Below are 22,014 nucleotides of genomic sequence, written 5' to 3'. Positions count from 1 at the left end.
CCACCGGTGGTGGGTGTCCCGTGCGGCGGGACGGATGCACGTCGTCGCTGGAAAGGAGGCGGCCGGTGCCGTCGGTCTCAGTGCAGCGGCACCGCCTCGCCCGCCTCCTGCGGCCAGGCCGTCAGCGGGGTGAAGCCCTGGTGGCCGCACTCGCCGAACACCTTCACCGGGGCTCCGCCCGAGAGCGCGACGAGCCGCCACAGACCCGGGCGGGACCGGGCCGAGGGCGTCAGCGGCAGGGCCGTGTCCCCGTCCGCGTCCGCCAGCTGCCAGGAGTCGCCGTCCGGGGCCGGAACGACCCGGTCCAGCGTCACCGGCACCGAGTCCAGCCAGGGGTCCTCCCGCAACGCCTCGCCGTAACGGGCCGCGGCCTCGGCCGTCGTCACGCCCGGCGGCCTGAGAGGGGAGGGCGCCGGGGGCGCGAACTGCTCGCCCAGAGAGACCCGCGGCTGTCCGGCGCCCGGATAGGCGGACACCTCCGCCTCCAGGGTGAGTCCCACCGGCAGGGCGATCTCGGGCGCCCGTCCGGCGGCGCCGTACGACAGGAGCAGTGCCGTGCGGTGCGACTCGGCGCCGTACAGCCAGATCCGGCGGGTCGTCAGACGGGCGTCGGCCCGGTCGTACTGGGCGAGGACCAGCCAGCGGTCGCGCACCGGCGGGCCGTCCGCGGAGGCGGGCAGGCCGATCCGGGAACGGACCGTCGCCGCCAGGCCCTCCGGCAGCCGCTCGCGGCCCAGCCACCCCTGGTCGAGGAGGTGCAGCAGCGCGCACTCCTCCAGCAGCCGAACCGGCCAGCCGGCCCCCGACGCCGGTATCGCCCCCAGTTCCCTCACCCGCGCCGCCAGGCCCGGGGCCTGGGCGTCGACCATGCGGGCCGCGGTCTCCTCCCACAGCCCGTACCCCGCCTGCTGTGCCGCGGCCAGACCGCCGCGCAGCAGATCCGCCAGCCGCTGCTCCAGCTCCGTCGCCCCCGCGGTGATCCGCTCGGCCCGGCGCTCCGCCCGGCGCCGCGCTGCCTCCGGGCCGGCGGAGCCCTCCGGTGAGCCGCCCGCGTCCGCCGTCCGCTGCGCCGCCGCTCGCCGCCTTCTCCCCGCCACCCACTCCTGCGCCCAGTCCGGTGCCTGCCCCGGCGGCACGGCCACCTCTCCGCCGGACCACAGCAACAGCAGTCCGAGCGCGTGCTTGCACGGGAACTTACGGCTCGGACAACTGCACTTGTACGCCGGCCCGGACGCGTCCGCGACGTCCACCACCGTCTGGTACGGCTTGCTGCCGCTGCCCTTGCACAGTCCCCACACCGCCCCCTCGTCCGTCCCCGCCTCGGACCACGGCCCGGCCGCCCCGAGTTTGCTGCCCGCTTTGCGTGACGAGGCATCAGGCGCCAGTGCCAGCACCTGGTCCGCCGTCCAGCGCACCCCCTGCTGAGTCATGTCACCGAAGGTAGATCCCCCCACTGACAATCGGCCTCGCCTCCACCGCCGCAGCCGCGTTCGTGCAGGTCAGGACGGATTGTCAGTGGTGTGGTGCACGGTGGAGACCAGACCGAACCGGCAGAGCTGGAGGGGGACTTCGCCATGTCCGTGTCCGTAGAACCGACATCCCAGCAACCCACCGCGAACGAGGCGGTAGAGGCGTTGCGCCCGCACGCCGAGGACGCCTTCGCCGGTGAACTCGCCGCACTGGCCGCACAGGACGACCGCCCGCGCCCGGCCCGCTGGAAGCTGTCACCGTGGGCCGTCGCCACCTATCTGCTCGGCGGCACCCTGCCGGACGGCACGGTGATCACCCCGAAGTACGTGGGACCGCGCCGCATCGTCGAGGTCGCCGTCACCACGCTCGCCACCGACCGCGCCCTGCTCCTGCTGGGCGTGCCCGGCACCGCCAAGACCTGGGTGTCCGAGCACCTGGCGGCGGCCGTCAGCGGCGACTCCACCCTGCTGGTGCAGGGCACGGCGGGCACCCCGGAGGAGGCGATCCGCTACGGCTGGAACTACGCGCAGCTCCTCGCCCACGGCCCCAGCCGGAACGCGCTGGTGCCCAGCCCCGTGATGCGGGCCATGTCCGAGGGGATGACGGCTCGCGTCGAGGAGCTGACCCGCATCCCGGCCGATGTCCAGGACACCCTGATCACCATCCTGTCGGAGAAGACCCTGCCGATACCGGAACTGGGCCAGGAGGTGCAGGCGGTCCGCGGCTTCAACCTGATCGCCACCGCCAACGACCGTGACCGCGGGGTCAACGACCTGTCCAGCGCCCTGCGCCGGCGCTTCAACACCGTGGTGCTGCCGCTGCCGGAGAGCGTCGAGGCCGAGGTCGACATCGTCTCGCGGCGCGTCGACCAGATCGGCCGCTCCCTCGACCTGCCGGCCGCGCGCGACGGCATCGACGAGATCCGCCGGGTCGTGACCGTCTTCCGTGAACTGCGCGACGGGATCACGACGGACGGCCGGACGAAGGTGAAGTCGCCCAGCGGCACCCTGTCCACCGCCGAGGCGATCTCGGTGGTCACCAACGGGCTGGCCCTGGCGGCCCACTTCGGCGACGGCGTGCTGCGGCCGGCGGATGTCGCCGCGGGCATCCTCGGCGCGGTCGTTCGCGACCCGGCGGCCGACCGGGTCGTCTGGCAGGAGTACCTGGAGGCGGTGGTCCGCGAGCGCGACGACTGGACGGACTTCTACCGGGCCTGCCGGGAGGTGAGCGCGTGAACGACAGCGGATGGAACGTCGCATACGGCGATCGGGCGGACCGCGCGGCTGGGCGCGGGGTCTTCGACGACGACCTGGGGTGGCCGCGACGGCGAGGGGGACGGTGTGACGGGCGTCGAGAGGGCTGAGCCGGCGGAGGGGGCTGAGCCGGCTGAGGGAGCTGTGCCGGCCGAGGGAGCTGTGCGGGCTGAGGGACTTGAGCGCGCCGAGGGAGCTGTGCGGGCCGAGGGAGCTGTGGGCTCGGGAGCTGTGGGTTCCAGAGATGGTCGTGACCTGGGCGCACAGGGGGCTGAGAGCGCTCAGGGCGCTCAAAGGGCTGCGGGCTCTCAGGGCGTCGCCGGTCGGCGTGCGGCGGGTGCGGGGGGCGGCGGGCCGGTCGGTGCCGTCGAGCCGCTGCTGCTCGGCGTACGGCATCACGGGCCCGGGTCGGCGCGGGCCGTGCGGGTGGCGCTGGACGCGGCGCGGCCCCGGGTCGTGCTCATCGAGGGCCCGCCGGAGGCCAGTGCGCTGATCCCGCTGGCCGGTGACGAGGAGATGCGGCCGCCGGTGGCCCTCCTCGCCCACGCCGTGGACGAACCCGGCCGGTCGGCCTTCTGGCCGCTGGCCGAGTTCTCCCCGGAGTGGGTGGCCATCCGCTGGGCCCTCGAACACGACGTCCCGGCCCGCTTCGTCGACCTGCCGACCACCCACACGCTGGCGTGGGGGGAACGGCCGGCGGGAGAGGGCGCGGAGGACACACCGGCGGAGGAGGGGGTCGCTCCCGATGACGCCGCCGTGCGGGTCGATCCGCTGGCCGTGCTCGCCGAGGCCGCCGGCTACGACGATCCCGAGCGCTGGTGGGAGGACGTCGTCGAGCACCGGGGGACCGGCGACGGGGACCCGTTCGCGCCGTTCGCCGCGGTCGAGGAGGCCATGGAGTCGCTGCGGGAGGTGTACGGCAGCGGGGGCCACGACCGGGACCTAGTGCGGGAGGCGTACATGCGGCTCCAGATGCGCGCGGCGCAGCGGGAGTTCGGCGGCGCAGTGGCGGTGGTCTGCGGGGCATGGCACGTACCCGCGCTGCGCCGGAAGCCCGCCGTCGCCGCCGACCGCGCGCTGCTCAAGGGGCTGCCCAAGATCAAGGCCGACATGACCTGGGTGCCGTGGACGTACCGTCGGCTGGCGCGGGCCGGTGGGTACGGGGCGGGCATCGAATCACCGGGGTGGTACGGGCACCTCTTCGCCGCGCCGGACCGGCCCGTCGAGCGGTGGATGACGAAGGTCGCCGGGTTGCTGCGCGAGGAGGACCGGATCGTCTCCCCGGCGCATGTCATCGAGGCGGTCCGGCTGGCGGACACGCTCGCCGCGCTGCGCGGCCGCCCGCTGCCCGGCCTGGGCGAGACGACCGACGCCGTGCGCGCGGTGATGTGCGACGGCTCGGACGTGCCGCTGGCCCTGGTGCGGGACCGGCTGGTGGTCGGGGACGTCCTCGGGGAGGTGCCGAGCTCCGCGCCCGCGGTGCCTCTGCAACGGGACCTCGCCCGGCTCCAGCGCAAGCTGCGGCTCAAGCCGGAGGCGCTGGAACGGGAGATGGAACTGGACCTGCGCAAGGAGACCGACGCCGGGCGGAGCAGGCTGCTGCACCGGCTGCGGCTGCTGGGCGTGGACTGGGGCGAGCCGGCCGTCTCACGCGGCAGCACCGGAACCTTCCGGGAGACCTGGCGGCTGCGCTGGGAGCCGGAGCTGTCGGTGCGGGTCGCCGAGGCCGGGGTCTGGGGGACCACGGTGCTCGGCGCCGCGACCGCCAAGGCAGAGGCCGACGCCGTCGCGGCACCGGGCCTTGTCGAGGTCACCGCGCTGGCCGAGCGCTGTCTGCTGGCCGAGCTGCCGGACGCACTGCCGGCGGTGATGCGGATCCTCGCCGACCGTGCCGCGCTGGACGCCGACGTCGGCCACCTCGCCCAGGCGCTCCCGGCTCTCGTCCGCTCCCTGCGCTACGGCGATGTGCGCGGCACGGACACCGCGGCGCTGGCCGAGGTCGCCGCGGGCCTCGCCGAGCGGGTCTTCGTGGGCCTGCCCCCGGCCTGTACGGCGCTCGACGCGGACGCGGCCGAGGAGATGCGGAGCCACCTGGACGCCGTGCACACGGCGGTCGGGCTGCTCGCCGAGACACCGGGACCGAGGGACGGAACCGGTCCCGCGCCCACCCTCGAATCCCCTGCCGAAGGCACGCCCGCGCCAGGCGGCGGCCTGCGCTCGCGCTGGCGGGCGGTGCTGCGGGTGCTGACCGGGCGGGACAGCGTGGCCGGAGTCCTGCGGGGACGTTCGGTGCGGCTGCTGCTGGACGACGGGGCGCTGACACAGGACGAGGCGGCGCGGCTGATGGGGCTCGCGCTGTCTCCGGGGACACCGCCGGGCGACGCGGCCGCGTGGATCGAGGGGTTCGTCGGCGGCGGTGGGGGCGGGCTGCTCCTCGTGCACGACGAGAGACTGCTCGGCCTGGTCGACGACTGGCTGACCCGGGTCCCGGCCGAGGCGTTCACGGACGTGCTGCCGCTGCTGCGGCGGACGTTCTCGGCGTACGAGGCGGGAGTGCGCAGGACGCTGGGCGAACTGGTCCGGCGTGGGCCGGGAGCGCGGGGGAGCGTGGCCGGCACGGGCAGCGGCACACCCGGCTTCGCCCCGGAGCCGGACACCGCGCGGGCGGACGCGGTGGTGCCGGTGGTGCGGTTGCTGCTGGGACTGGACCAGGACGGCAGCCGTGCGGACGCGGACGACAACCGACTGGCGGGGGTGGGCACATGACGACCGGGACGACGGACGCGGCCGAGGAGCGGTTGCGGCGCTGGCGGCTGGTGCTCGGCGGGGACGCGGCCGACGGCACCGGGCACGCGCTGACCGGGCGGGACGCGGCGATGGACGGCGCGCTGGCCGCGCTGTACGGAAAGGGGGACAGACCGTCGGCGAGCAGGGAACGCGCGGCGGGGCTCGGGGCGTCGGCGCCGGCCGTGGCGCGGTGGCTCGGCGACATCCGGACGTACTTCCCGTCCTCCGTCGTGCAGGTCATGCAGCGGGACGCCATCGACCGGCTCGGGCTGTCGGCGCTGCTGCTGGAGCCGGAGATGCTGGAGGCGGTGGAGGCCGACGTGCACCTCGTCGGCACGCTGCTCTCGCTGAACAAGGCGATGCCGGAGACGACGAAGGAGACGGCACGGGCCGTCGTGCGCAGAGTCGTCGAGGATCTGGAGAAGCGGCTGGCCACCCGCACGCGGGCCACCCTCACCGGGGCCCTCGACCGCAGTGCCCGCGTCCACCGGCCGCGCCACCACGACATCGACTGGAACCGCACGATCGCGGCCAACCTCAAGCACTACCTGCCGGAGTACCGGACGATCGTGCCGGAGCGGCTGATCGGGTACGGGCGGGCCTCGCGGTCCGTGAAGAAGGAGGTCGTCCTCTGCATCGACCAGTCCGGGTCGATGGCCGCATCGGTGGTGTACGCCTCGGTGTTCGGGGCGGTGCTGGCGTCGATGCGGTCGATCAGCACCCGGCTCGTCGTCTTCGACACGGCGGTCGTCGACCTCACCGACCAGCTCGACGACCCGGTCGACGTGCTCTTCGGCACCCAGCTGGGCGGCGGTACGGACATCAACCGGGCCCTGGCGTACTGCCAGTCGCAGATCACCCGGCCCACCGAGACGGTGGTCGTGCTGATCAGCGATCTCTACGAGGGCGGGATAAGGGACGAGATGCTGCGGCGGGTCGCGGCGATGAAGGCGTCGGGGGTGCAGTTCGTGACCCTGCTCGCGCTGTCGGACGAGGGAGCGCCCGCCTACGACCGGGAGCACGCGGCCGGGCTCGCGGCGCTCGGCGCACCCGCGTTCGCCTGTACCCCCGACCTCTTCCCGGAGGTGATGGCGGCGGCGATCGAGAAGCGCCCGCTGCCGATACCGGACACCGCGTGACGACAGAGAACGGACGTATGAGACCGGCAGGAAAGGGGACATGACTACTCATCGGTAACGGGGGGCTTGCGCGACCTCGGGAGGGCCGTGCAAGGATCGACGCCCTGCCGGCCGATCGCACACCGGCACCCGCACCTTTCCGCCGCATCGGAGGAACCTCCCCTCTTGACCTGGTCAGCAGCCCTGCCTGGTGCCGCCGCGCGTGCGTTGCGCACGGCGGTGGCGCGGCGTGCGCTGCAACTGGTCCTGCTGGCGGGCGGACTGTTCGTCATCGGGGTGCTGTGCGGGGCCCGGGCGGAGGCGGCGGAGACGTCAGCGTCGACGCCGACGTCACCGTCGGCTACGGCGGAGACGGTGACGACGGTTACGAGGGCTACGACGGCTGCACCGGCATCGACCGCGGTCACCGCGGTGACCGCGGTGACCGCGAAGGCGTCTGCCGCTGTGGAACCCGAGACGGTCCTCGACAGCGAGGTGGTCGTCGAGGCGGTCGTCGAGGATGTGCGTGGGCGGGTCGTGCGGCCCGTCGGGGACGTGGTGGAGTCGGTGACGGAGGGACTTGCCGAGGGCGGGTCGGCGGCGCTGCCGTCACAGCCCTCACTTCCCGGTCTGCCCTCACTCCCCGGCCTGACCCCGCTGCCCGAGGAGCCGTCGCTGCCGGGCCTGCCCGACCTCCCGGAGCAGCCGCTTCCGGCGCCGGGCGAGGCGACGCCGCTGCCTCTTCCGTCGCCGCAGTCGCAGACCCCGGCCGGACCGGGTGCGGACGACGGTGAGGCGTCACCGTCCGACGCCGTGACCGGGCCCGGTGAGCCGCGCGCCCAGCACGGGCCGCACCTCACCACCCCGATCGCCCCTGCCGCCGCCGAGCGCCACTCCACGGGCACGGGCACGGGCACCGGCACCATCGCCGGCACCGCCGGCGCTGCCGGCACCGAGCACGCTCCCGCCCACCCCGCTCCGACGGGTGGCGACCACGGCGTGCTCGGCAATCGGACGGCCGCCGACAGCGGCACCTCGCGGCACGGTGACGCGTATGCCGTGACCGTGGACCACCGTGCGCCGCTGCGGCTCGTGCCCGGCGACACCCTGCGGGCCGACGCGGACGAGACACGGGACAGGTACCGGGACATTCCCGTATTCCCCGGCTAGGGCAGGCCTTCCCCCGCCTCGACCTGCCGCGCGGGGGCGGAACAGGTCTGCCCACCCGCCCGGAGTTCCCACCTCCGGAATGTCCCCGAGCCCGGAGTCCCGACGGATTCCTCGGCGTCTCGGAACCCCAAAGGAACAGACGCACCCATGAACAAGAACATTCGCCGGTCCATCGTCATAGCCGCCGGCGTCACCGGCGCATGGGCGCTCGGCTCCACCGCCGCCAGCGCCGACGAACTGCCCGCCGCCTCCCTCTCCGCGCCGGACGCGACCGACGCCGCGGCCGGCTCCCTCACCTCCCTCACCGCCGGGGTCACCGACGCGGTGGAAGGGACCGTCTCCACGGTCACCGGCGCCACCGGAGACGCGGTCGAGACGGCCACCTCCACCTCCGCGACCTCAACCATCACCTCAGGCACCTCGACCACCTCCACCACTTCCACCACCGTCGACCAGGCCCGCCGCTACCTCGAAGCGGAGGTCCCCGCCTCCCGCGCGGTTCGAGAGGTCCGCGGCGCCCAGGCCATCCAGGGCGCTCAGGCCGCCCGCGCGACCGCACAGGCCCGCGCGGCAGCCACCACCGACACCACCGTCCACAGCACCATCTACACCGCAACCGACACCGCAACCGACACCGCCTGGAACACACTCCCCGCCACCCCTGCCACACACAACACCCCCACCTCCCCCCAGTCGCCGGTCGACTACCTCTTCGGCCCCCTCTCCGCCTTCGCGCCGGAGCTGGAGCAGGCCCTGGCCGCCGCCCAGACCCGGCTGCGGGACGGGCAGTCGGCGGTGCGTGCGCAGGCGCAGGGCGTCGACGGCGTCGTAAGGACGAAGGCGCAGTACGCGGTCGCCGGGGCGGGCCGTACGGCCGCAGGTGCGCAGGGCGCGACGCAGGCCACGGCGACCGGGGCCCAGTCCCGTGGCGCGGGCGTGGCCATCCTCGCGCAGGCGGAGGCCGGCAAGGCGGCCGCGGCCGCCACGGCCACCGTCGCCTCCGTGCCGAGCCACGTCGCCTCCGTGCCGAGCCACGTCGCCTCCGTGCCGAGCCACGTCACTTCGGTGTCGAGCCACGTCACCGGCGTCGTCGACGAGACCGCGGCCGCCGCCGTCCCGCCGCTCGCGGTCTCCGCCGTGGCGGGCGTCGAGCCGGTCGCCGGCGACGCGGTGCACGGGGTGCGGCCTGTCGCCGGTGGTGCCGTGGCCGGTGCGGGGCCGGTCGTCACCGGTGCGGTGGCGGGCGTGACCCCGGTCGTCCCGCGGGCGGTGCACGGCGTGACCCCGGTGGCCGCCGAGGCCGCCGACGGTGTGACCGGCACCGCCGGGCACGCCGTGGAGGCCGCGACCGCGCTGGCGTACGGCGTCGTCGCCGACGTCCATCCCGTGGCAACCGGTGCCGCGCACGGCGTGCAGCCCGTCGCCGCCGGTGCCGTCGCCGATGTGCGGGGAGTCGCCGGAGGGGCGGTGGCCGGGGTTCGGCCGGTGCTCGGCGGGGTCGCCGAGGAGGTGCCCGGGTACGCGACGGGCGTCGTCGCGGACGTACCGCCGTACGCCACGGGGCTGGCCGGTCAGGCCGTCGCGGACGCGGCCGGTGCCGTGCTGCCGCCGGTCGCGCACACCGCGGTGCGCGGGGTGGTGCCGGTCGCCGGTCAGGCGGTCGCGGACGCCGGCGGGCTGGTGCACGGCGTGACGGGCGACGCGCACGCGTTCGGAGAGGGCGTCGCCACGGGCGTGGCGCCGCTGGCGTCCGGGGTGACCGGGCACGCCGGGGGCTTCGCGCACGGTGTCGCGGCGGAGGTGGCGCCGTTCGCGCAGGGCGTCACGGGTGCCGTGTACGAGACGGTGCGGCCCGTCGTCGACGGTGTCGGCGGCAGTGCGACCGCGCTGGCGTACGGCGTCGCCGAGGACGTCACCCCGTTCGCGTACGGCGTGACGAGCGAGGTGGCGCCGTTCGCGCACGGCGTCGCCGGTGCTGTGGCGCCGTTCGCCGAGGACCTGACCGGGACCGCGCGGTCCGCCGGCGGCTCCCTCGCCGGTCACGCGGTCACCGGCGCCGAAGGCGTGGCCGAGTCGGTCACCCCGGGCTACGCGCCGGACGCCCGCGACCTGACCGGCACCGCCCACGACCTGACCGGCACCGCCCACGACCTGACCGGCACCGCCCACGACCTGACCGGCACCGCCCACGACCTGACCGGCACCGCCCGCGACCTGACCGGCACCTCCTACGACCTGACCGGCACCGCCCACGACCTGGCCCGCACCTCCTACGGCGTCTGACCGCCACCCTCCGACCCCGCGGGGCGACGCGGACCCGGACGGCCGAATGCCGTCGGCCGGTCCGGCCGTGACTCCGCGGAAGAGGGCCCGGCGATCGCCATAGGGGTGGGGATCGCGGGGTCCGGGGCCCGACGGGACCGTGCGTTCGTCCCCGCCGGAGCCTTGCAAGGAACCTCACCGGGCTCACCCCGGCCCGGTGAGGTTCCGCCCCACTCGCAAACGTTCCGGCACCCCGTGCCAGCGATCACGGCATCATGTGACAGGTATCACCGCTCGTGTGTGACCCGCGATTTAGATAGCCCCCGCAACCGGCGATAACCTGCGAGACGGACATGCCGCGCGCTCGGACACCGTGTGCGCCACCCTAGTGACAGCGGACGTCACGTTGCCCTTCGCGGCACGCCCACGCATCCAACGAACCGCGAGATCACTGATAGGGACGGAAGCGCGTGGACCTGTTCGAGTACCAGGCGAGGGACCTCTTCGCCAAGCACGATGTACCGGTGCTGGCCGGTGAAGTCATCGACACGCCTGAGGCGGCGCGCGAGATCACCGAGCGGCTCGGCGGCAAGTCTGTCGTCAAGGCGCAGGTGAAGGTCGGTGGTCGTGGCAAGGCCGGTGGCGTGAAGCTCGCCGCCACCCCGGACGAGGCCGTCGCCCGTTCGACGGACATCCTCGGCATGGACATCAAGGGCCACACGGTCCACAAGGTCATGATCGCCGAGACCGCTCCGGAGATCGTCGAGGAGTACTACGTCTCCTTCCTCCTCGACCGTGCCAACCGCACCTTCCTCTCCATCGCCTCCGTCGAGGGCGGCATGGACATCGAGGAGGTGGCGGCCACCCGTCCGGAGGCCGTCGCCAAGACCCCGATCGACGCGATCGACGGGGTGACGCAGGAGAAGGCCCGCGAGATCGTCGAGGCCGCCAAGTTCCCGGCCGAGGTCGCCGACAAGGTCGCCGACGTGCTGGTCAAGCTGTGGGACGTCTTCATCAAGGAGGACGCCCTCCTCGTCGAGGTGAACCCGCTGGCCAAGGTCGCCTCCGGTGACGTCATCGCCCTCGACGGCAAGGTGTCGCTCGACGACAACGCCGAGTTCCGTCACCCGGACTTCGAGGAGCTGCACGACAAGGCCGCGGCCAACCCGCTCGAGGCCGCCGCCAAGGAGAAGAACCTCAACTACGTCAAGCTCGACGGTGAGGTCGGCATCATCGGCAACGGCGCGGGTCTGGTCATGTCGACCCTGGACGTCGTCGCGTACGCCGGTGAGGCGCACGGTGGCGTCAAGCCCGCCAACTTCCTGGACATCGGTGGCGGTGCCTCCGCCCAGGTGATGGCGAACGGCCTGGAGATCATCCTCGGCGACCCGGACGTCCGCTCCGTGTTCGTCAACGTCTTCGGTGGCATCACCGCCTGTGACGAGGTCGCCAACGGCATCGTCCAGGCCCTGCAGCTGCTGGAGGACCGCGGCGAGGAAGTCACCAAGCCGCTCGTCGTCCGCCTCGACGGCAACAACGCCGAGCTCGGCCGGCAGATCCTCACCGACGCCAACCACCCGCTGGTCCAGCGCGTCGACACCATGGACGGCGCGGCCGACAAGGCCGCCGAGCTGGCCCACGCCGCCAAGTAAGCACTCAGGACGAGGACACCAACACACCATGGCTATCTGGCTCAACAAGGACAGCAAGGTCATCGTCCAGGGCATGACCGGCGCCACCGGCATGAAGCACACCAAGCTCATGCTCGGCGACGGCACCAACGTCGTGGGCGGCGTCAACCCGCGCAAGGCGGGTCAGTCCGTGGACTTCGACGGCACCGAGGTACCGGTCTTCGGCACCGTCAAGGAGGCCATCGAGAAGACCGGCGCCAACGTCTCCGTCATCTTCGTGCCGGAGAAGTTCACCAAGGACGCGGTCGTCGAGGCCATCGACGCCGAGATCCCGCTGGCCGTCGTGATCACCGAGGGCATCGCCGTGCACGACTCGGCGTCGTTCTGGGCGTACGCCGGCAAGAAGGGCAACAAGACCCGGATCATCGGCCCGAACTGCCCCGGCATCATCACCCCGGGCCAGTCGAACGTCGGCATCATCCCGGGCGACATCACCAAGCCGGGCCGTATCGGCCTGGTCTCGAAGTCCGGCACGCTGACGTACCAGATGATGTACGAGCTGCGTGACATCGGCTTCTCGACCGCTGTCGGCATCGGTGGTGACCCGATCATCGGCACCACGCACATCGACGCGCTCGCCGCGTTCGAGGCCGACCCCGAGACCGACCTGATCGTCATGATCGGCGAGATCGGCGGCGACGCCGAGGAGCGGGCCGCGGACTTCATCGCGAAGAACGTGACCAAGCCGGTCGTCGGTTACGTCGCGGGCTTCACCGCGCCCGAGGGCAAGACCATGGGCCACGCCGGCGCCATCGTCTCCGGCTCGTCCGGCACCGCCCAGGCGAAGAAGGAGGCCCTGGAGGCCGCCGGCGTCAAGGTCGGCAAGACGCCGACCGAGACGGCGAAGCTGGCCCGGGAGATCCTGGCCGGCTGACTCCGCGCCCGACTGCGCGCCTGACCCGGCCGACGCACAGCCGACCGGGCCGGCGGCACAGCCGACAAGGGCCCGTCCCCTCCGGGGGACGGGCCCTTCGCCGTGCCCAGCGCGCGGTGCCCATACGCCGTGCCCAGCGAGCCGTGCCCATGCGCCGTGCCCAGCGAGCCGGCCACGCACGCGCGGTGCGGGGGGTGCCGCGCACCCTGGTGCGCGACGCCGCTCAGCGGGCCTGCGGGAGCAGCCTCTCCGGTCCGTTCGGCGTCTCCTCGCGGAGCTTCTCGCGGAGGTTCAGCTCCCGCTCCGACAGCGGCCCCGGCGCCGCGCGCGGCGGTACTCCGAACACCGTCTCGCCGGGCGGCACCGGAGGCTCGTAGCGGGTCGGCGCGGTACGGAGGGTGAGGCCGGTCGCGCCGATCAGCGCGACCGTGAAGGCGATCGCCGCCCTGGTCCAGAAGCGCGCCCGGCGCTCGCTGCCCATGCGGACCGCCGGCGGGCGGGCGGCACGCAGCCGTTCCCCGGAGGCCAGTTCCGCCAGCCGCCGGTGCAGGACCGTGGGGTCCGACAGCTCCGGCAGCCGCTCGGCCACCGCCTCGCGGGCGTGCAGCAGCCGGTTCGCCGCCGCCGGCGTGCTCGCCTCCGTCTCCGCCGCGGTCTCCGGCAGATTGAGGCCGACCCCGTCGTAGAGCACGAGGGTGCGGCGGTACGGCGGCGGGAGCGTCAGCAGGGTGTCCAGCAGGGCGCGGGCGGAGGCGTCGGGGGGCGGCGGCTCCGGGTGGCGGTAGCGGGGGCGGAAACGGTGCCAGGGGGAGAGGGCGTACTCGTACGCCGCCGCGCGGACCCACCCCGCCGGGTCCCGGTCCACGGCCACCTCCGGCCAGCGCTGCCAGGCCTGCTGGAACGCCCGCTCCACCGACTCCCGGGCGAGCTCCCGCCGACCGGTGAGGAGATAGGCCTGGCGGACGAGAGCGGGGGCGCAGAAGGCGTAGAGCGCGTCGAACGCCTGGGCCGGGGTGAGGGGGGTGGCGTGGTCGGTCCGCACCTCGGGACCGGCCGCCGCGGAGAGGACGGCGGTGGGCGCGAGTGCCTTCTGCGCATGCGCACGCGGAAGCACTTCCGCCTTCCCTTCCGAGCCCGAGCCCGAGCCCGAGCCCGAACCCGAACCCGAACCTGAGCCCGGGCCCGGAGCAGAGGTCGAACTCGGTTCGGAGGTCCGACCCTCCGTCACCCGCGTCGGCACGGACGGCGGTTCACCGCCGGACGGCTTCTCCGGCGCGACCGCCTCCGGCTTCCCGGGCCCCGGCTCGGCCAGTTGGGCCAGCAGCTTCGCGTACGCATCCCGTTTCCGGCCGCGCGGAGTCGTGCGGCCGGACTCCCACGCGCGCACGGTCTCCCGGCCCACGCCCATCCGCGCCGCGAGCTGAGCCTGCGTCAGCGCCCCGGCCTCACGCAGGCGTCGGCGCTCCTTGGGCGGGGGCAGCGGCGTTGCGGGGCTCTGCGTCACGGCTCGCCCCTCCGTACGAAAAAGCACATAAGCACATATTGAGCGACACAGCGGGGGTTCGCCTGTTACGACGGAAAAGCGCGTGTCGGGGGGAGCATGACGGGCGTGAACCGGATGACCGACCACCGATCGTCGCTGTCACCCCTGCTCAACCGGTTGCCGGGCCGCTCGCCCGGACTGGCCGCCGGCCTCCTGGGCGGCGCGCTCGCGGCCGGACTGGGCCTCGGCTCGTTCGCCGTGCTGGTGATGGTGCTGTGGATCAGCTCGCCGTACCCCGACAGCGGGCCCGGCGGCGCGCTGCACGTCGCCGCCGCGCTGTGGCTGCTGGCGCACGGCGCCGAACTGGTCCGCGCCGACACCCTCTCCGGCGTCCCCGCGCCCGTCGGTGTCACCCCGCTGCTGCTGTTCGTGCTGCCCGCGTGGCTGCTGCACCGGGCGGCGCGGGACGCCGTGGACGGGGGCGGTGATGGGGACGGGGCGGCTCCCGGGCCGTACGGCGGCGTCCCGCCGGGTGGCCGGGCGGTGTGGGCCGGGGTCGTACTCGGCTACCTCGCGGTGGCGAGCGCGGCGGTGCTGTACGCGGCGCGCGGCGATCTGCGGCCCTCCTGGGTGTGGACGGCGCTCAGCCTGCCGCTGGTCGCCGCGGTGGCGGCCGGGACCGGCGTCTGGACGGCGTACGGCCGCCCGCACGGCCCCGTGGACAGCGCGCTCATCCTGCTGCCGGGCGCACTGCGCCGCTTCTTCCTCGGGAGCGGCGGAGCGGTGGGCCGGGAGCGGCTGGGAATCGCGGCGCGGGCCGCGGGCGCCGGGGCCGCGGCGTTCGTCGGGGGCGGGGCGGTACTGGTCGCGGTGTCGCTGGTGTGGCACGGCGGGGCGGCGCGGGTGTCGTTCGCGCAGCTCACGGAGGGATGGTCGGGACGGTTCGCGGTCCTGCTGCTCTGCCTCGCACTGGTGCCGAACGCGGCGGTGTGGGGCGCGGCCTACGCGCTCGGCCCCGGTTTCGCGCTCGGCGTCGGCCATGTCACGGGGCCGCTGTCCGCCGCCCCCGCGCCGCTGCTGCCGCCGTTCCCGCTGCTCGCGGCCGTGCCGGAGGCCGGTCCCGGGACGCCGCTGAACTGGGCGGCCGGTGTGGTGCCGGTGGCGGCCGCGGTGACGGTCGGGTGGTACGTGGGGCGGGCGGGAGTGCGCTCGCTGGGCCGGACCGCCGGAGTGGCGCTGCTCGCCGCCGTGTTGTGCGGGGCGGCGCTCGCCGTACTGGCCGGGCTGGCGGGCGGACCGCTCGGCGTCGGGGCGCTGGCGAGCTTCGGCCCGGTGTGGTGGCAGGTCGGGGCGGCGGGACTGGGCTGGACGGCGGCGGTGGGAGTGCCGGTGGCGCTGGGCGTGACGGCGTGGGACCGGCGCAGCCCCGAGCTGCCGGAGGAGCGGAAGACGCCCCTGCCCCCGCCGGTCGTGGACCGGCCCGTACCGCTGCCGCGCGACCGGGCGACGGCCGTGCCTGACGCCGATGCCGACGACTCCCACGACATCGACATCGACATCGATATCGACCTCGGCGAGGGCATCGACATCGACGACGGCATCGGCCTCGACGACGACTCCGGAGCCGGCGGCGACACCGAAGCCGACGCCCGTGCCGATGCGAGGAGGGGGGTCGACAGCGACACCGGAACCGGCTTCGGCACCGATCTCGACCTCGGTCCAGACCTCGACCTCAGCCGTGACATCGACCTCAGCCGTGACATCGACCTCAGCCGTGACATCGACCTCAGCCGTGACATCAACCTCAGCCGTGACATCGACATCGACCTTGACCTTGACCGCGAGCCTGACCTCGACCTCGGCCCCGACACCAAGCGCACCGGCGACAGCGACGCCGACGCCGACGCCGACATCGACATCCTCTTCGCCCCGGAGCCCACCCCGGTCTCCACCCCGCGGCCCACCCCGGCATCCACCCCGCAGTCCGCGACGCGCCCCGCCCCGGACTCCACCCCCGACCCCGACCCCACCTTCGAGGTCCCCTACGGCTTCCCGCCCGCCGACCCCTGGCACGTGGACGAAGCCGCGCGGGAGGCGCGCTGGGCGGCGCTCAGGGAGGCGGCGCTGGAGTCCTCCAGGCGGCAGGACGCCGGAGAGTCGACGGCCTCCGGGTGACCGGGGCCGCCGAGCGGTGGGCGGTGGGCTCAGTCGCTGCCGTTCAGCACACTGCGCAGTTCCTTGGGCAGGAGCTCGTCGCAGGACTGCTTGGCCGCGTTGGTGAGGGCGTCGTTGGTGCAGGTGTAGTAGTCGCGGTAGACGATCTGGGCGGTGAAGGAGGCCGCGACGAGGACGATGGCGAGGGAGGCCGTGACCAGGCCGCTGATGGCGGCGGTCTGCGGGCGGGCCGGCGTCGGGTTCTCGGAGCGGGGCTTGGCGCGCAGGGCGCTGATGCCCCAGTAGAGGGCGAGCGCGCCGAGCAGCAGGGCGACGTAGGCCCAGGCGAAGAGGGCGAAGAAGAAGGCCCACATGCCGGCGAGCAGCGCGTACCGCGCGCGGCGCTGGGCCGGGTCGGTGGGGTCCCAGCGCATGCCGCCGGGGCCGGGGCCGCCGCTCGGTCCCTCGGGTCCGCCGCTGCGGGGACGCTCGCCGAAGCCGCCGCCGGAGGAGCGGCCGGGCTGCTGGTCGCTCCACTGGCTGCCCCACCCGGGCCGTCCGCCGCCCTCGCCGCGCGGGTCCTCGCCGTCGGCCGGCCGCCGCGGCTGCCAGGGGCGGTCGGGGGTGCCCTCGGGCGGCGGCGCGAACGGGTTGTCGTCCTGCCCGGTGCCGCCGCGCTCGTCGCTGTCCGGCGGGGAGGTGGGGCGCTCTCGCAGCAGTACGCCGCTGTGCTGCCCTCCCTGCGCGGACTGCGGGGTGAGCGTGAGGAGTCGCAGGCTGCGGTCCGGCATCAAGTGAGCGTCTTCCCCTGGTGAGTACGGCTGACGGAACATGTGACGACTGACGTGCCGACGGACGCGTCGGCAGCACTGCCGGCATCGACGGAGCCAGGCCCGTCACTTCATGAACGCTCCGTGCGCGCGGCGCGTTCCCGACCCGGCTCCTCCCAGACGCTACCTTCCGGCCACGCCCCCGTCCCGTGGGGGCCGCCCGGTGTGCCGGTATCGTTGCTGACGGTCGGCCGCTTCGTAGGCTTCCCCGTATCCGGGGGCGCGAAGCATTCGTACGAACGCACATACGGCGCCGTACCCGGCCGACCGTACCGTCGTACCCCCGAGAAAGGGCCCCACCGTGGCCGCCAAGCCCGTGGCCAAGCGCCTCGTCGTGCTGGTCTCCGGATCCGGCACCAACCTCCAGGCGCTGCTCGACGCCATCGAGACCACCGGCGTCGAGGCGTACGGAGCCGAGATCGTCGCCGTCGGCGCCGACCGTGACGGCATCGAGGGGCTGGCGCGGGCCGAGCGTGCCGGGCTGCCCACCTTCGTGTGCAGGGTGAAGGACCACGCCACCCGTGAGCAGTGGGACGCCGCGCTCGCCGAGGCCGTCGCCGCCCACGAGCCCGACCTCGTGATCTCCGCCGGGTTCATGAAGATCGTGGGCAAGGAGTTCCTGGCCCGCTACGGCGGGCGGTTCGTGAACACCCACCCCGCCCTGCTCCCCAGTTTTCCCGGCGCCCACGGCGTCCGTGACGCGCTCGCGTACGGCGCCAAGGTCACCGGCTGCACCGTCCACTTCGTCGACGACGGCGTCGACACCGGGCCGATCATCGCGCAGGGCGTGGTGGAGGTCCGGGACGAGGACGACGAGAGCGCTCTGCACGAGCGCATCAAGGAAGTCGAGCGAAGGCTGCTCGTCGAGGTCGTGGGGCGGATCGCCCGCAACGGCTATCGCATTGAGGGACGAAAGGTAGTTATCCAGTGACCGCCGAGAGCAAGACCGCTGAGAACACCAGGCGGCCCCTTCGCCGGGCGCTCGTCAGCGTCTACGACAAGACGGGCCTCGAAGACCTCGCGCGCGGCCTGCACGAGGCGGGCGTCGCACTCGTCTCCACCGGGTCCACGGCCGCGCGTATCGCCGCCGCCGGCGTCCCCGTCACCAAGGTCGAGGAGCTGACCGGCTTCCCGGAGTGCCTGGACGGCCGGGTGAAGACCCTGCACCCGCGGGTGCACGCGGGCATCCTCGCCGACCTGCGTCTCGAGGACCACCAGCGGCAGCTCGCCGAGCTGGGCGTGGAGCCGTTCGACCTGGTCGTCGTCAACCTCTACCCGTTCCGCGAGACCGTCGCCTCGGGCGCCTCCCCGGACGAGTGCGTCGAGCAGATCGACATCGGCGGCCCGTCCATGGTCCGCGCGGCCGCCAAGAACCACCCGTCGGTCGCCGTGGTCACCAGCCCGCACCGTTACGCGGACGTCCTCGACGCGGCCGCGAACGGCGGCTTCGACCTCACCACCCGCAAGCGGCTGGCCGCCGAGGCGTTCCAGCACACCGCGGCGTACGACGTGGCCGTGGCGAGCTGGTTCGCGAGCGAGTACGCCCCCGTCGACGACTCGGCGTTCCCCGACTTCCTCGGTGCCACCTGGGAGCGGAAGAACACCCTGCGGTACGGCGAGAACCCGCACCAGCCCGCCGCGCTCTACGTGGACGGCACCGGCGGCGGCCTCGCCGAGGCCGAGCAGCTGCACGGCAAGGAGATGTCGTACAACAACTACACGGACACGGACGCCGCCCGCCGTGCCGCGTACGACCACGACGAGCCGTGCGTCGCGATCATCAAGCACGCCAACCCGTGCGGCATCGCCGTCGGCGCGGACGTCGCCGAGGCGCACCGCAAGGCGCACGCCTGCGACCCGCTGTCCGCGTTCGGGGGCGTGATCGCGGTCAACCGCCCGGTCTCCAAGGAGATGGCCGAGCAGGTCGCCGAGATCTTCACCGAGGTCATCGTCGCGCCCGACTACGAGGACGGCGCGCTCGAAGCCCTCACCAAGAAGAAGAACATCCGCGTCCTGCGCTGCCCGCAGGGCCCGGCGGGCACGGTCGAGGTCAAGCCGGTGGACGGCGGTGTCCTCCTCCAGGAGACCGACCGCCTCCAGGCCGCCGGCGACGACCCGGCCACCTGGACCCTGGCGACCGGCGAGGCGCTGGACGAGGCCGGGCTGGCCGAGCTGGCCTTCGCCTGGAGGGCCTGCCGCGCGGTCAAGTCCAACGCGATCCTCCTCGCCAAGGGCGGCGCCTCCGTCGGCGTCGGCATGGGCCAGGTCAACCGCGTCGACTCCGCCAAGCTGGCCGTGGAGCGCGCCGGCGCCGAGCGCGCCCAGGGCTCCTACGCCGCCTCCGACGCCTTCTTCCCCTTCCCCGACGGTCTGGAGATCCTCGTCGAGGCCGGTGTGAAGGCGGTCGTGCAGCCGGGCGGCTCGGTCCGCGACGAGCTGGTCGTGGAGGCCGCGAAGAAGGCGGGCGTCACGATGTACTTCACGGGCACGCGGCACTTCTTCCACTGAGCCGCCACTCCCACTGACGCACCAGGGCCGTGTCCCCCCTTCGACGGGTGGGACACGGCCCTTGGTGCGGACGGCCCGCGAACGCTCAGTAGCGCGGGCGGGAGAACCAGGCGGTGCCGCTGGGCACGACCGGGGCGGCCGCGATGATGCCGCCGAAGATCAGCCAGAGCAGCGGGCCGATGACCGACGACGCCATGCCGGTGTCGAGGCCGACGAACAGCCCGAGCAGGCCCACGATCGCGCCGAGCGCCCCGTAGATCACCGCGGTGATGCGGATGCCCTGGCCGCCCTTGCCGAACTTGACGCCGAGCGTGATGGAGAGCGCGGCCAGCGCGGCGGCGATCAGCGCGAAGACGGCGAAGATGCCGGCCGCGGCGTCACCGCCGTCGCCGAGCGAGGAGAAGCCGAGCTCGTCCGCGCCGTCCGACATGTCGCTGGCGAACGCCGCGAAGTAGACGAAGGCCAGCGCGCCCAGTATCTGCACCGCCGAGATGATGAACAGGAAGACGCGGGCGGTGACCAGCAGGCCCGGCATGGACTGCGGGGCCATCATGTTGGCGCCCGGGTAGCCGGGGTATCCGGCGGGGTAGCCGGGCTGCTGCTGCGGGTAGCCGTAGCCCTGCTGCGGCGGTACGCCGGGCGGGGCCTGCTGCGGGTAGCCGTATCCGGGAGCGGCGGCAGGCGGCTGCTGGGGCGGCTGCCCGTAGGGGTTGTTCGGGTCGCCGAAACTCATGGCGGGCCTTCCTCCGTTTGCATGAAGTGCGGGGACGAGACGCGGCGCGATGCGGAGGAAGGTTCTACAGATGCGGTTCGTCCCCCCGGTACTGCCCGCGGCACTGTGGCCTCAATCGTTCTTCAGCCACCGCCGACTTGTCCAGCCGCATTCCCTATGTGTTGTGCAAGTGCAACCTCGTCGATCTTGGGCGCTTCCGTTCCGGGAGACCCGGATTGGAACCGGGGGCCGGTCATCCGGGAGGATGGGGCCATGACCGCCCAGATTCTCGATGGCAAGGCCACCGCAGCCGCGATCAAGTCCGATCTGACCGCCCGCGTGGCGGCGCTGAAGGAGAAGGGCGTCACGCCCGGCCTCGGCACGATCCTGGTCGGGGACGACCCCGGCAGCCAGAAGTACGTCGCGGGCAAGCACCGCGACTGCGCCCAGGTCGGCATCGCCTCCATCCAGCGCCAACTGCCCGCCACGGCCACGCAGGAGGAGATCGAGGCGGTCGTCCGCGAGCTCAACGAGGACCCTGCCTGCACCGGTTACATCGTGCAGCTGCCGCTGCCCAAGGGCATCGACGAGAACCGGATCCTGGAGCTGATGGACCCGGACAAGGACGCCGACGGTCTGCACCCGATGAACCTCGGCCGGCTGGTGCTCAACGAGCCCGCCCCGCTGCCCTGCACCCCCAACGGCGTCCTCACCCTGCTGCGCCGGTACGGCGTGGAGATCAAGGGCGCCGAGGTCGTGGTCGTCGGCCGCGGTGTGACCATCGGCCGCCCGATGCCGCTGCTGCTCACCCGCCGCAGCGAGAACGCCACCGTGACCCAGTGCCACACCGGCACCCGTGATCTGTCGGCGCACCTCAAGCGCGCGGACATCATCGTCGCCGCGGCCGGTTCGGCCCATCTGATCCGGCCCGAGGACGTCAAGCCGGGCGCGGCCGTCCTCGACGTCGGTGTCTCGCGCAGCGCCGAGGGGAAGATCGTCGGCGATGTGCACCCGGACGTCGCCGAGGTGGCCGGCTGGATCTCCCCGAACCCCGGCGGTGTCGGCCCGATGACGCGGGCGCAGCTGCTGGTCAACGTGGTCGAGGCGGCGGAGCGCAGTGTCGGCTGAGCGGAGCCCGGAGCGGGCCGGGGCGCCGGACGCGGAGCGCGCCACCGGTGACGAGGAGCCGAGGGTCACGGGCAGCACGCCCGAGACCGTCGAGGTGCGGGACGCGATCAGCGCGCCCGACGCCGAGGGCCGGCCCCGCCGGGTCACGCGCCGCTTCCCGCTGTTCACCCGGGACACCGCGCGCCCCGAGGGCGGCGGCCGGGCCGCTTCCGGCGCGGCCCCGGCGCCGGCCCGGCAGTGGCCGGTGCTCGCCGTGCTGCTCACGGTCGGCCTGGGGCTGCTGCTGACCGCCCTGGACGCGTTCCGGCTCGGCACGCTGCTGGTGGGGGTCGCGCTGCTCGGCGGCGCGGTCTTGCGCTGGCTGCTGCCGAGCGTCGGGCTGCTCGCGGTCCGGTCCCGGTTCACGGACATCGCCACCTACGGCGTGCTGGGCACCGTCATCGTGCTGCTGGCGCTGATGGTGCAGCCGAAGCCCTGGCTGGAGATCCCGTTCCTCAAGGACACCCTGCATTTCACGGTCAGCAGCTGACCGGCGGGAGCGGCGGCCCGTCCTCACCCCCGTGAGAGGACGGGC

16 protein-coding genes are annotated in these 22,014 nt (G+C 73.8%); 12 read left to right on the top strand and 4 right to left on the bottom strand.

From position 1 onward, the window contains the following. Positions 1–77: 77 nt before the first annotated feature. Entirely contained in the window at positions 78–1,430 is a 1,353-nt protein-coding gene (locus ABT232_RS30780) for an SWIM zinc finger family protein (RefSeq protein ID WP_351845874.1), read from the bottom strand. Positions 1,431–1,574: 144 nt separating this feature from the next. Here ABT232_RS30780 and ABT232_RS30775 point away from each other — a divergent pair, with 144 nt between their 5' ends. The 7 genes from ABT232_RS30775 (at position 1,575) to sucD (ending at position 12,625) form a co-directional block, all read left to right on the top strand. Then, a complete protein-coding gene (locus tag ABT232_RS30775; RefSeq protein WP_351845870.1) occupies positions 1,575–2,705 on the top strand; it encodes an ATP-binding protein in 1,131 nt (376 codons plus the stop codon). Positions 2,706–3,098: 393 nt separating this feature from the next. Continuing rightward, positions 3,099–5,489: a DUF5682 family protein gene (locus tag ABT232_RS30770; protein WP_450871948.1), complete on the top strand. Its 2,391-nt coding sequence runs from the start codon at positions 3,099–3,101 to the stop codon at positions 5,487–5,489. Then, positions 5,486–6,649: a VWA domain-containing protein gene (locus tag ABT232_RS30765; protein ID WP_351845866.1), complete on the top strand. Its 1,164-nt coding sequence runs from the start codon at positions 5,486–5,488 to the stop codon at positions 6,647–6,649. Before ABT232_RS30770 ends, ABT232_RS30765 begins: the two co-directional genes overlap by 4 nt. A gap of 165 nt (positions 6,650–6,814) precedes the next feature. Further along, positions 6,815–7,798, top strand: coding sequence for a hypothetical protein (locus ABT232_RS30760; RefSeq protein ID WP_351845864.1), 984 nt, complete (start codon positions 6,815–6,817; stop codon positions 7,796–7,798). A gap of 147 nt (positions 7,799–7,945) precedes the next feature. After that, a complete protein-coding gene (locus ABT232_RS30755; protein WP_351845861.1) occupies positions 7,946–10,081 on the top strand; it encodes a hypothetical protein in 2,136 nt (711 codons plus the stop codon). Between the two features lie 449 nt (positions 10,082–10,530). Then, complete coding sequence (gene sucC / locus ABT232_RS30750) at positions 10,531–11,712, top strand: ADP-forming succinate--CoA ligase subunit beta (protein WP_351845858.1); 1,182 nt, start codon at positions 10,531–10,533, stop codon at positions 11,710–11,712. Between the two features lie 28 nt (positions 11,713–11,740). Further along, positions 11,741–12,625: a succinate--CoA ligase subunit alpha gene (gene sucD, locus ABT232_RS30745; RefSeq protein WP_189229063.1), complete on the top strand. Its 885-nt coding sequence runs from the start codon at positions 11,741–11,743 to the stop codon at positions 12,623–12,625. A gap of 223 nt (positions 12,626–12,848) precedes the next feature. Here the strand turns inward: sucD and ABT232_RS30740 are convergent, their stop codons facing one another. Further along, positions 12,849–14,129 (bottom strand): helix-turn-helix domain-containing protein, encoded by a 1,281-nt coding sequence (locus ABT232_RS30740; protein ID WP_351845856.1) that lies wholly within the window; start codon positions 14,127–14,129, stop codon positions 12,849–12,851. 96 nt (positions 14,130–14,225) lie between these two features. Here ABT232_RS30740 and ABT232_RS30735 point away from each other — a divergent pair, with 96 nt between their 5' ends. Further along, positions 14,226–16,283, top strand: a complete 2,058-nt coding sequence (locus tag ABT232_RS30735) for a cell division protein PerM (RefSeq protein ID WP_351845854.1) — start codon at positions 14,226–14,228, stop codon at positions 16,281–16,283. 29 nt (positions 16,284–16,312) lie between these two features. Here the strand turns inward: ABT232_RS30735 and ABT232_RS30730 are convergent, their stop codons facing one another. Then, positions 16,313–17,053, bottom strand: a complete 741-nt coding sequence (locus tag ABT232_RS30730; protein WP_351845851.1) for a hypothetical protein — start codon at positions 17,051–17,053, stop codon at positions 16,313–16,315. A 340-nt stretch (positions 17,054–17,393) separates the two neighbouring features. Here ABT232_RS30730 and purN point away from each other — a divergent pair, with 340 nt between their 5' ends. Next, entirely contained in the window at positions 17,394–18,023 is a 630-nt protein-coding gene (purN, locus tag ABT232_RS30725) for a phosphoribosylglycinamide formyltransferase (RefSeq protein ID WP_351845848.1), read from the top strand. Then, entirely contained in the window at positions 18,020–19,600 is a 1,581-nt protein-coding gene (gene purH, locus ABT232_RS30720) for a bifunctional phosphoribosylaminoimidazolecarboxamide formyltransferase/IMP cyclohydrolase (protein WP_351845846.1), read from the top strand. Before purN ends, purH begins: the two co-directional genes overlap by 4 nt. A gap of 85 nt (positions 19,601–19,685) precedes the next feature. Here the strand turns inward: purH and ABT232_RS30715 are convergent, their stop codons facing one another. Further along, positions 19,686–20,333, bottom strand: coding sequence for a hypothetical protein (locus ABT232_RS30715; protein ID WP_351845844.1), 648 nt, complete (start codon positions 20,331–20,333; stop codon positions 19,686–19,688). Between the two features lie 252 nt (positions 20,334–20,585). On the opposite strand from ABT232_RS30715, the gene ABT232_RS30710 reads away from it, so the two are divergent. Both ABT232_RS30710 and ABT232_RS30705 read left to right on the top strand, forming a co-directional pair. Next, positions 20,586–21,440 carry a bifunctional methylenetetrahydrofolate dehydrogenase/methenyltetrahydrofolate cyclohydrolase gene (locus ABT232_RS30710; RefSeq protein WP_351845841.1) on the top strand — a complete coding sequence of 285 codons (855 nt, stop codon included), beginning with the start codon at positions 20,586–20,588 and terminating at the stop codon, positions 21,438–21,440. 94 nt (positions 21,441–21,534) lie between these two features. Next, positions 21,535–21,969, top strand: a complete 435-nt coding sequence (locus ABT232_RS30705; protein ID WP_351845895.1) for a DUF3017 domain-containing protein — start codon at positions 21,535–21,537, stop codon at positions 21,967–21,969. Positions 21,970–22,014: the final 45 nt, after the last annotated feature.

This window comes from Streptomyces sp. NPDC001532, from assembly GCF_040298625.1.
Taxonomy (GTDB): Bacteria; Actinomycetota; Actinomycetes; order Streptomycetales; family Streptomycetaceae; genus Streptomyces.
This window is presented reverse-complemented; position numbering and strand designations above follow the sequence as displayed.

Bases quoted from the DNA above. Each gene is read 5' to 3' on its own strand.
- ABT232_RS30780 (WP_351845874.1), bottom strand. From the start codon at position 1,430: ATGACTCAGCAGGGGGTGCGCTGGACGGCGGACCAGGTGCTGGCACTG.
- ABT232_RS30710 (WP_351845841.1), top strand. From the start codon at position 20,586: ATGACCGCCCAGATTCTCGATGGCAAGGCCACCGCAGCCGCGATCAAG.
- ABT232_RS30715 (WP_351845844.1), bottom strand. From the start codon at position 20,333: ATGAGTTTCGGCGACCCGAACAACCCCTACGGGCAGCCGCCCCAGCAG.
- ABT232_RS30765 (WP_351845866.1), top strand. From the start codon at position 5,486: ATGACGACCGGGACGACGGACGCGGCCGAGGAGCGGTTGCGGCGCTGG.
- ABT232_RS30775 (WP_351845870.1), top strand. From the start codon at position 1,575: ATGTCCGTGTCCGTAGAACCGACATCCCAGCAACCCACCGCGAACGAG.
- ABT232_RS30730 (WP_351845851.1), bottom strand. From the start codon at position 17,053: ATGCCGGACCGCAGCCTGCGACTCCTCACGCTCACCCCGCAGTCCGCG.
- sucD (WP_189229063.1), top strand. From the start codon at position 11,741: ATGGCTATCTGGCTCAACAAGGACAGCAAGGTCATCGTCCAGGGCATG.
- ABT232_RS30755 (WP_351845861.1), top strand. From the start codon at position 7,946: ATGAACAAGAACATTCGCCGGTCCATCGTCATAGCCGCCGGCGTCACC.
- ABT232_RS30735 (WP_351845854.1), top strand. From the start codon at position 14,226: ATGACGGGCGTGAACCGGATGACCGACCACCGATCGTCGCTGTCACCC.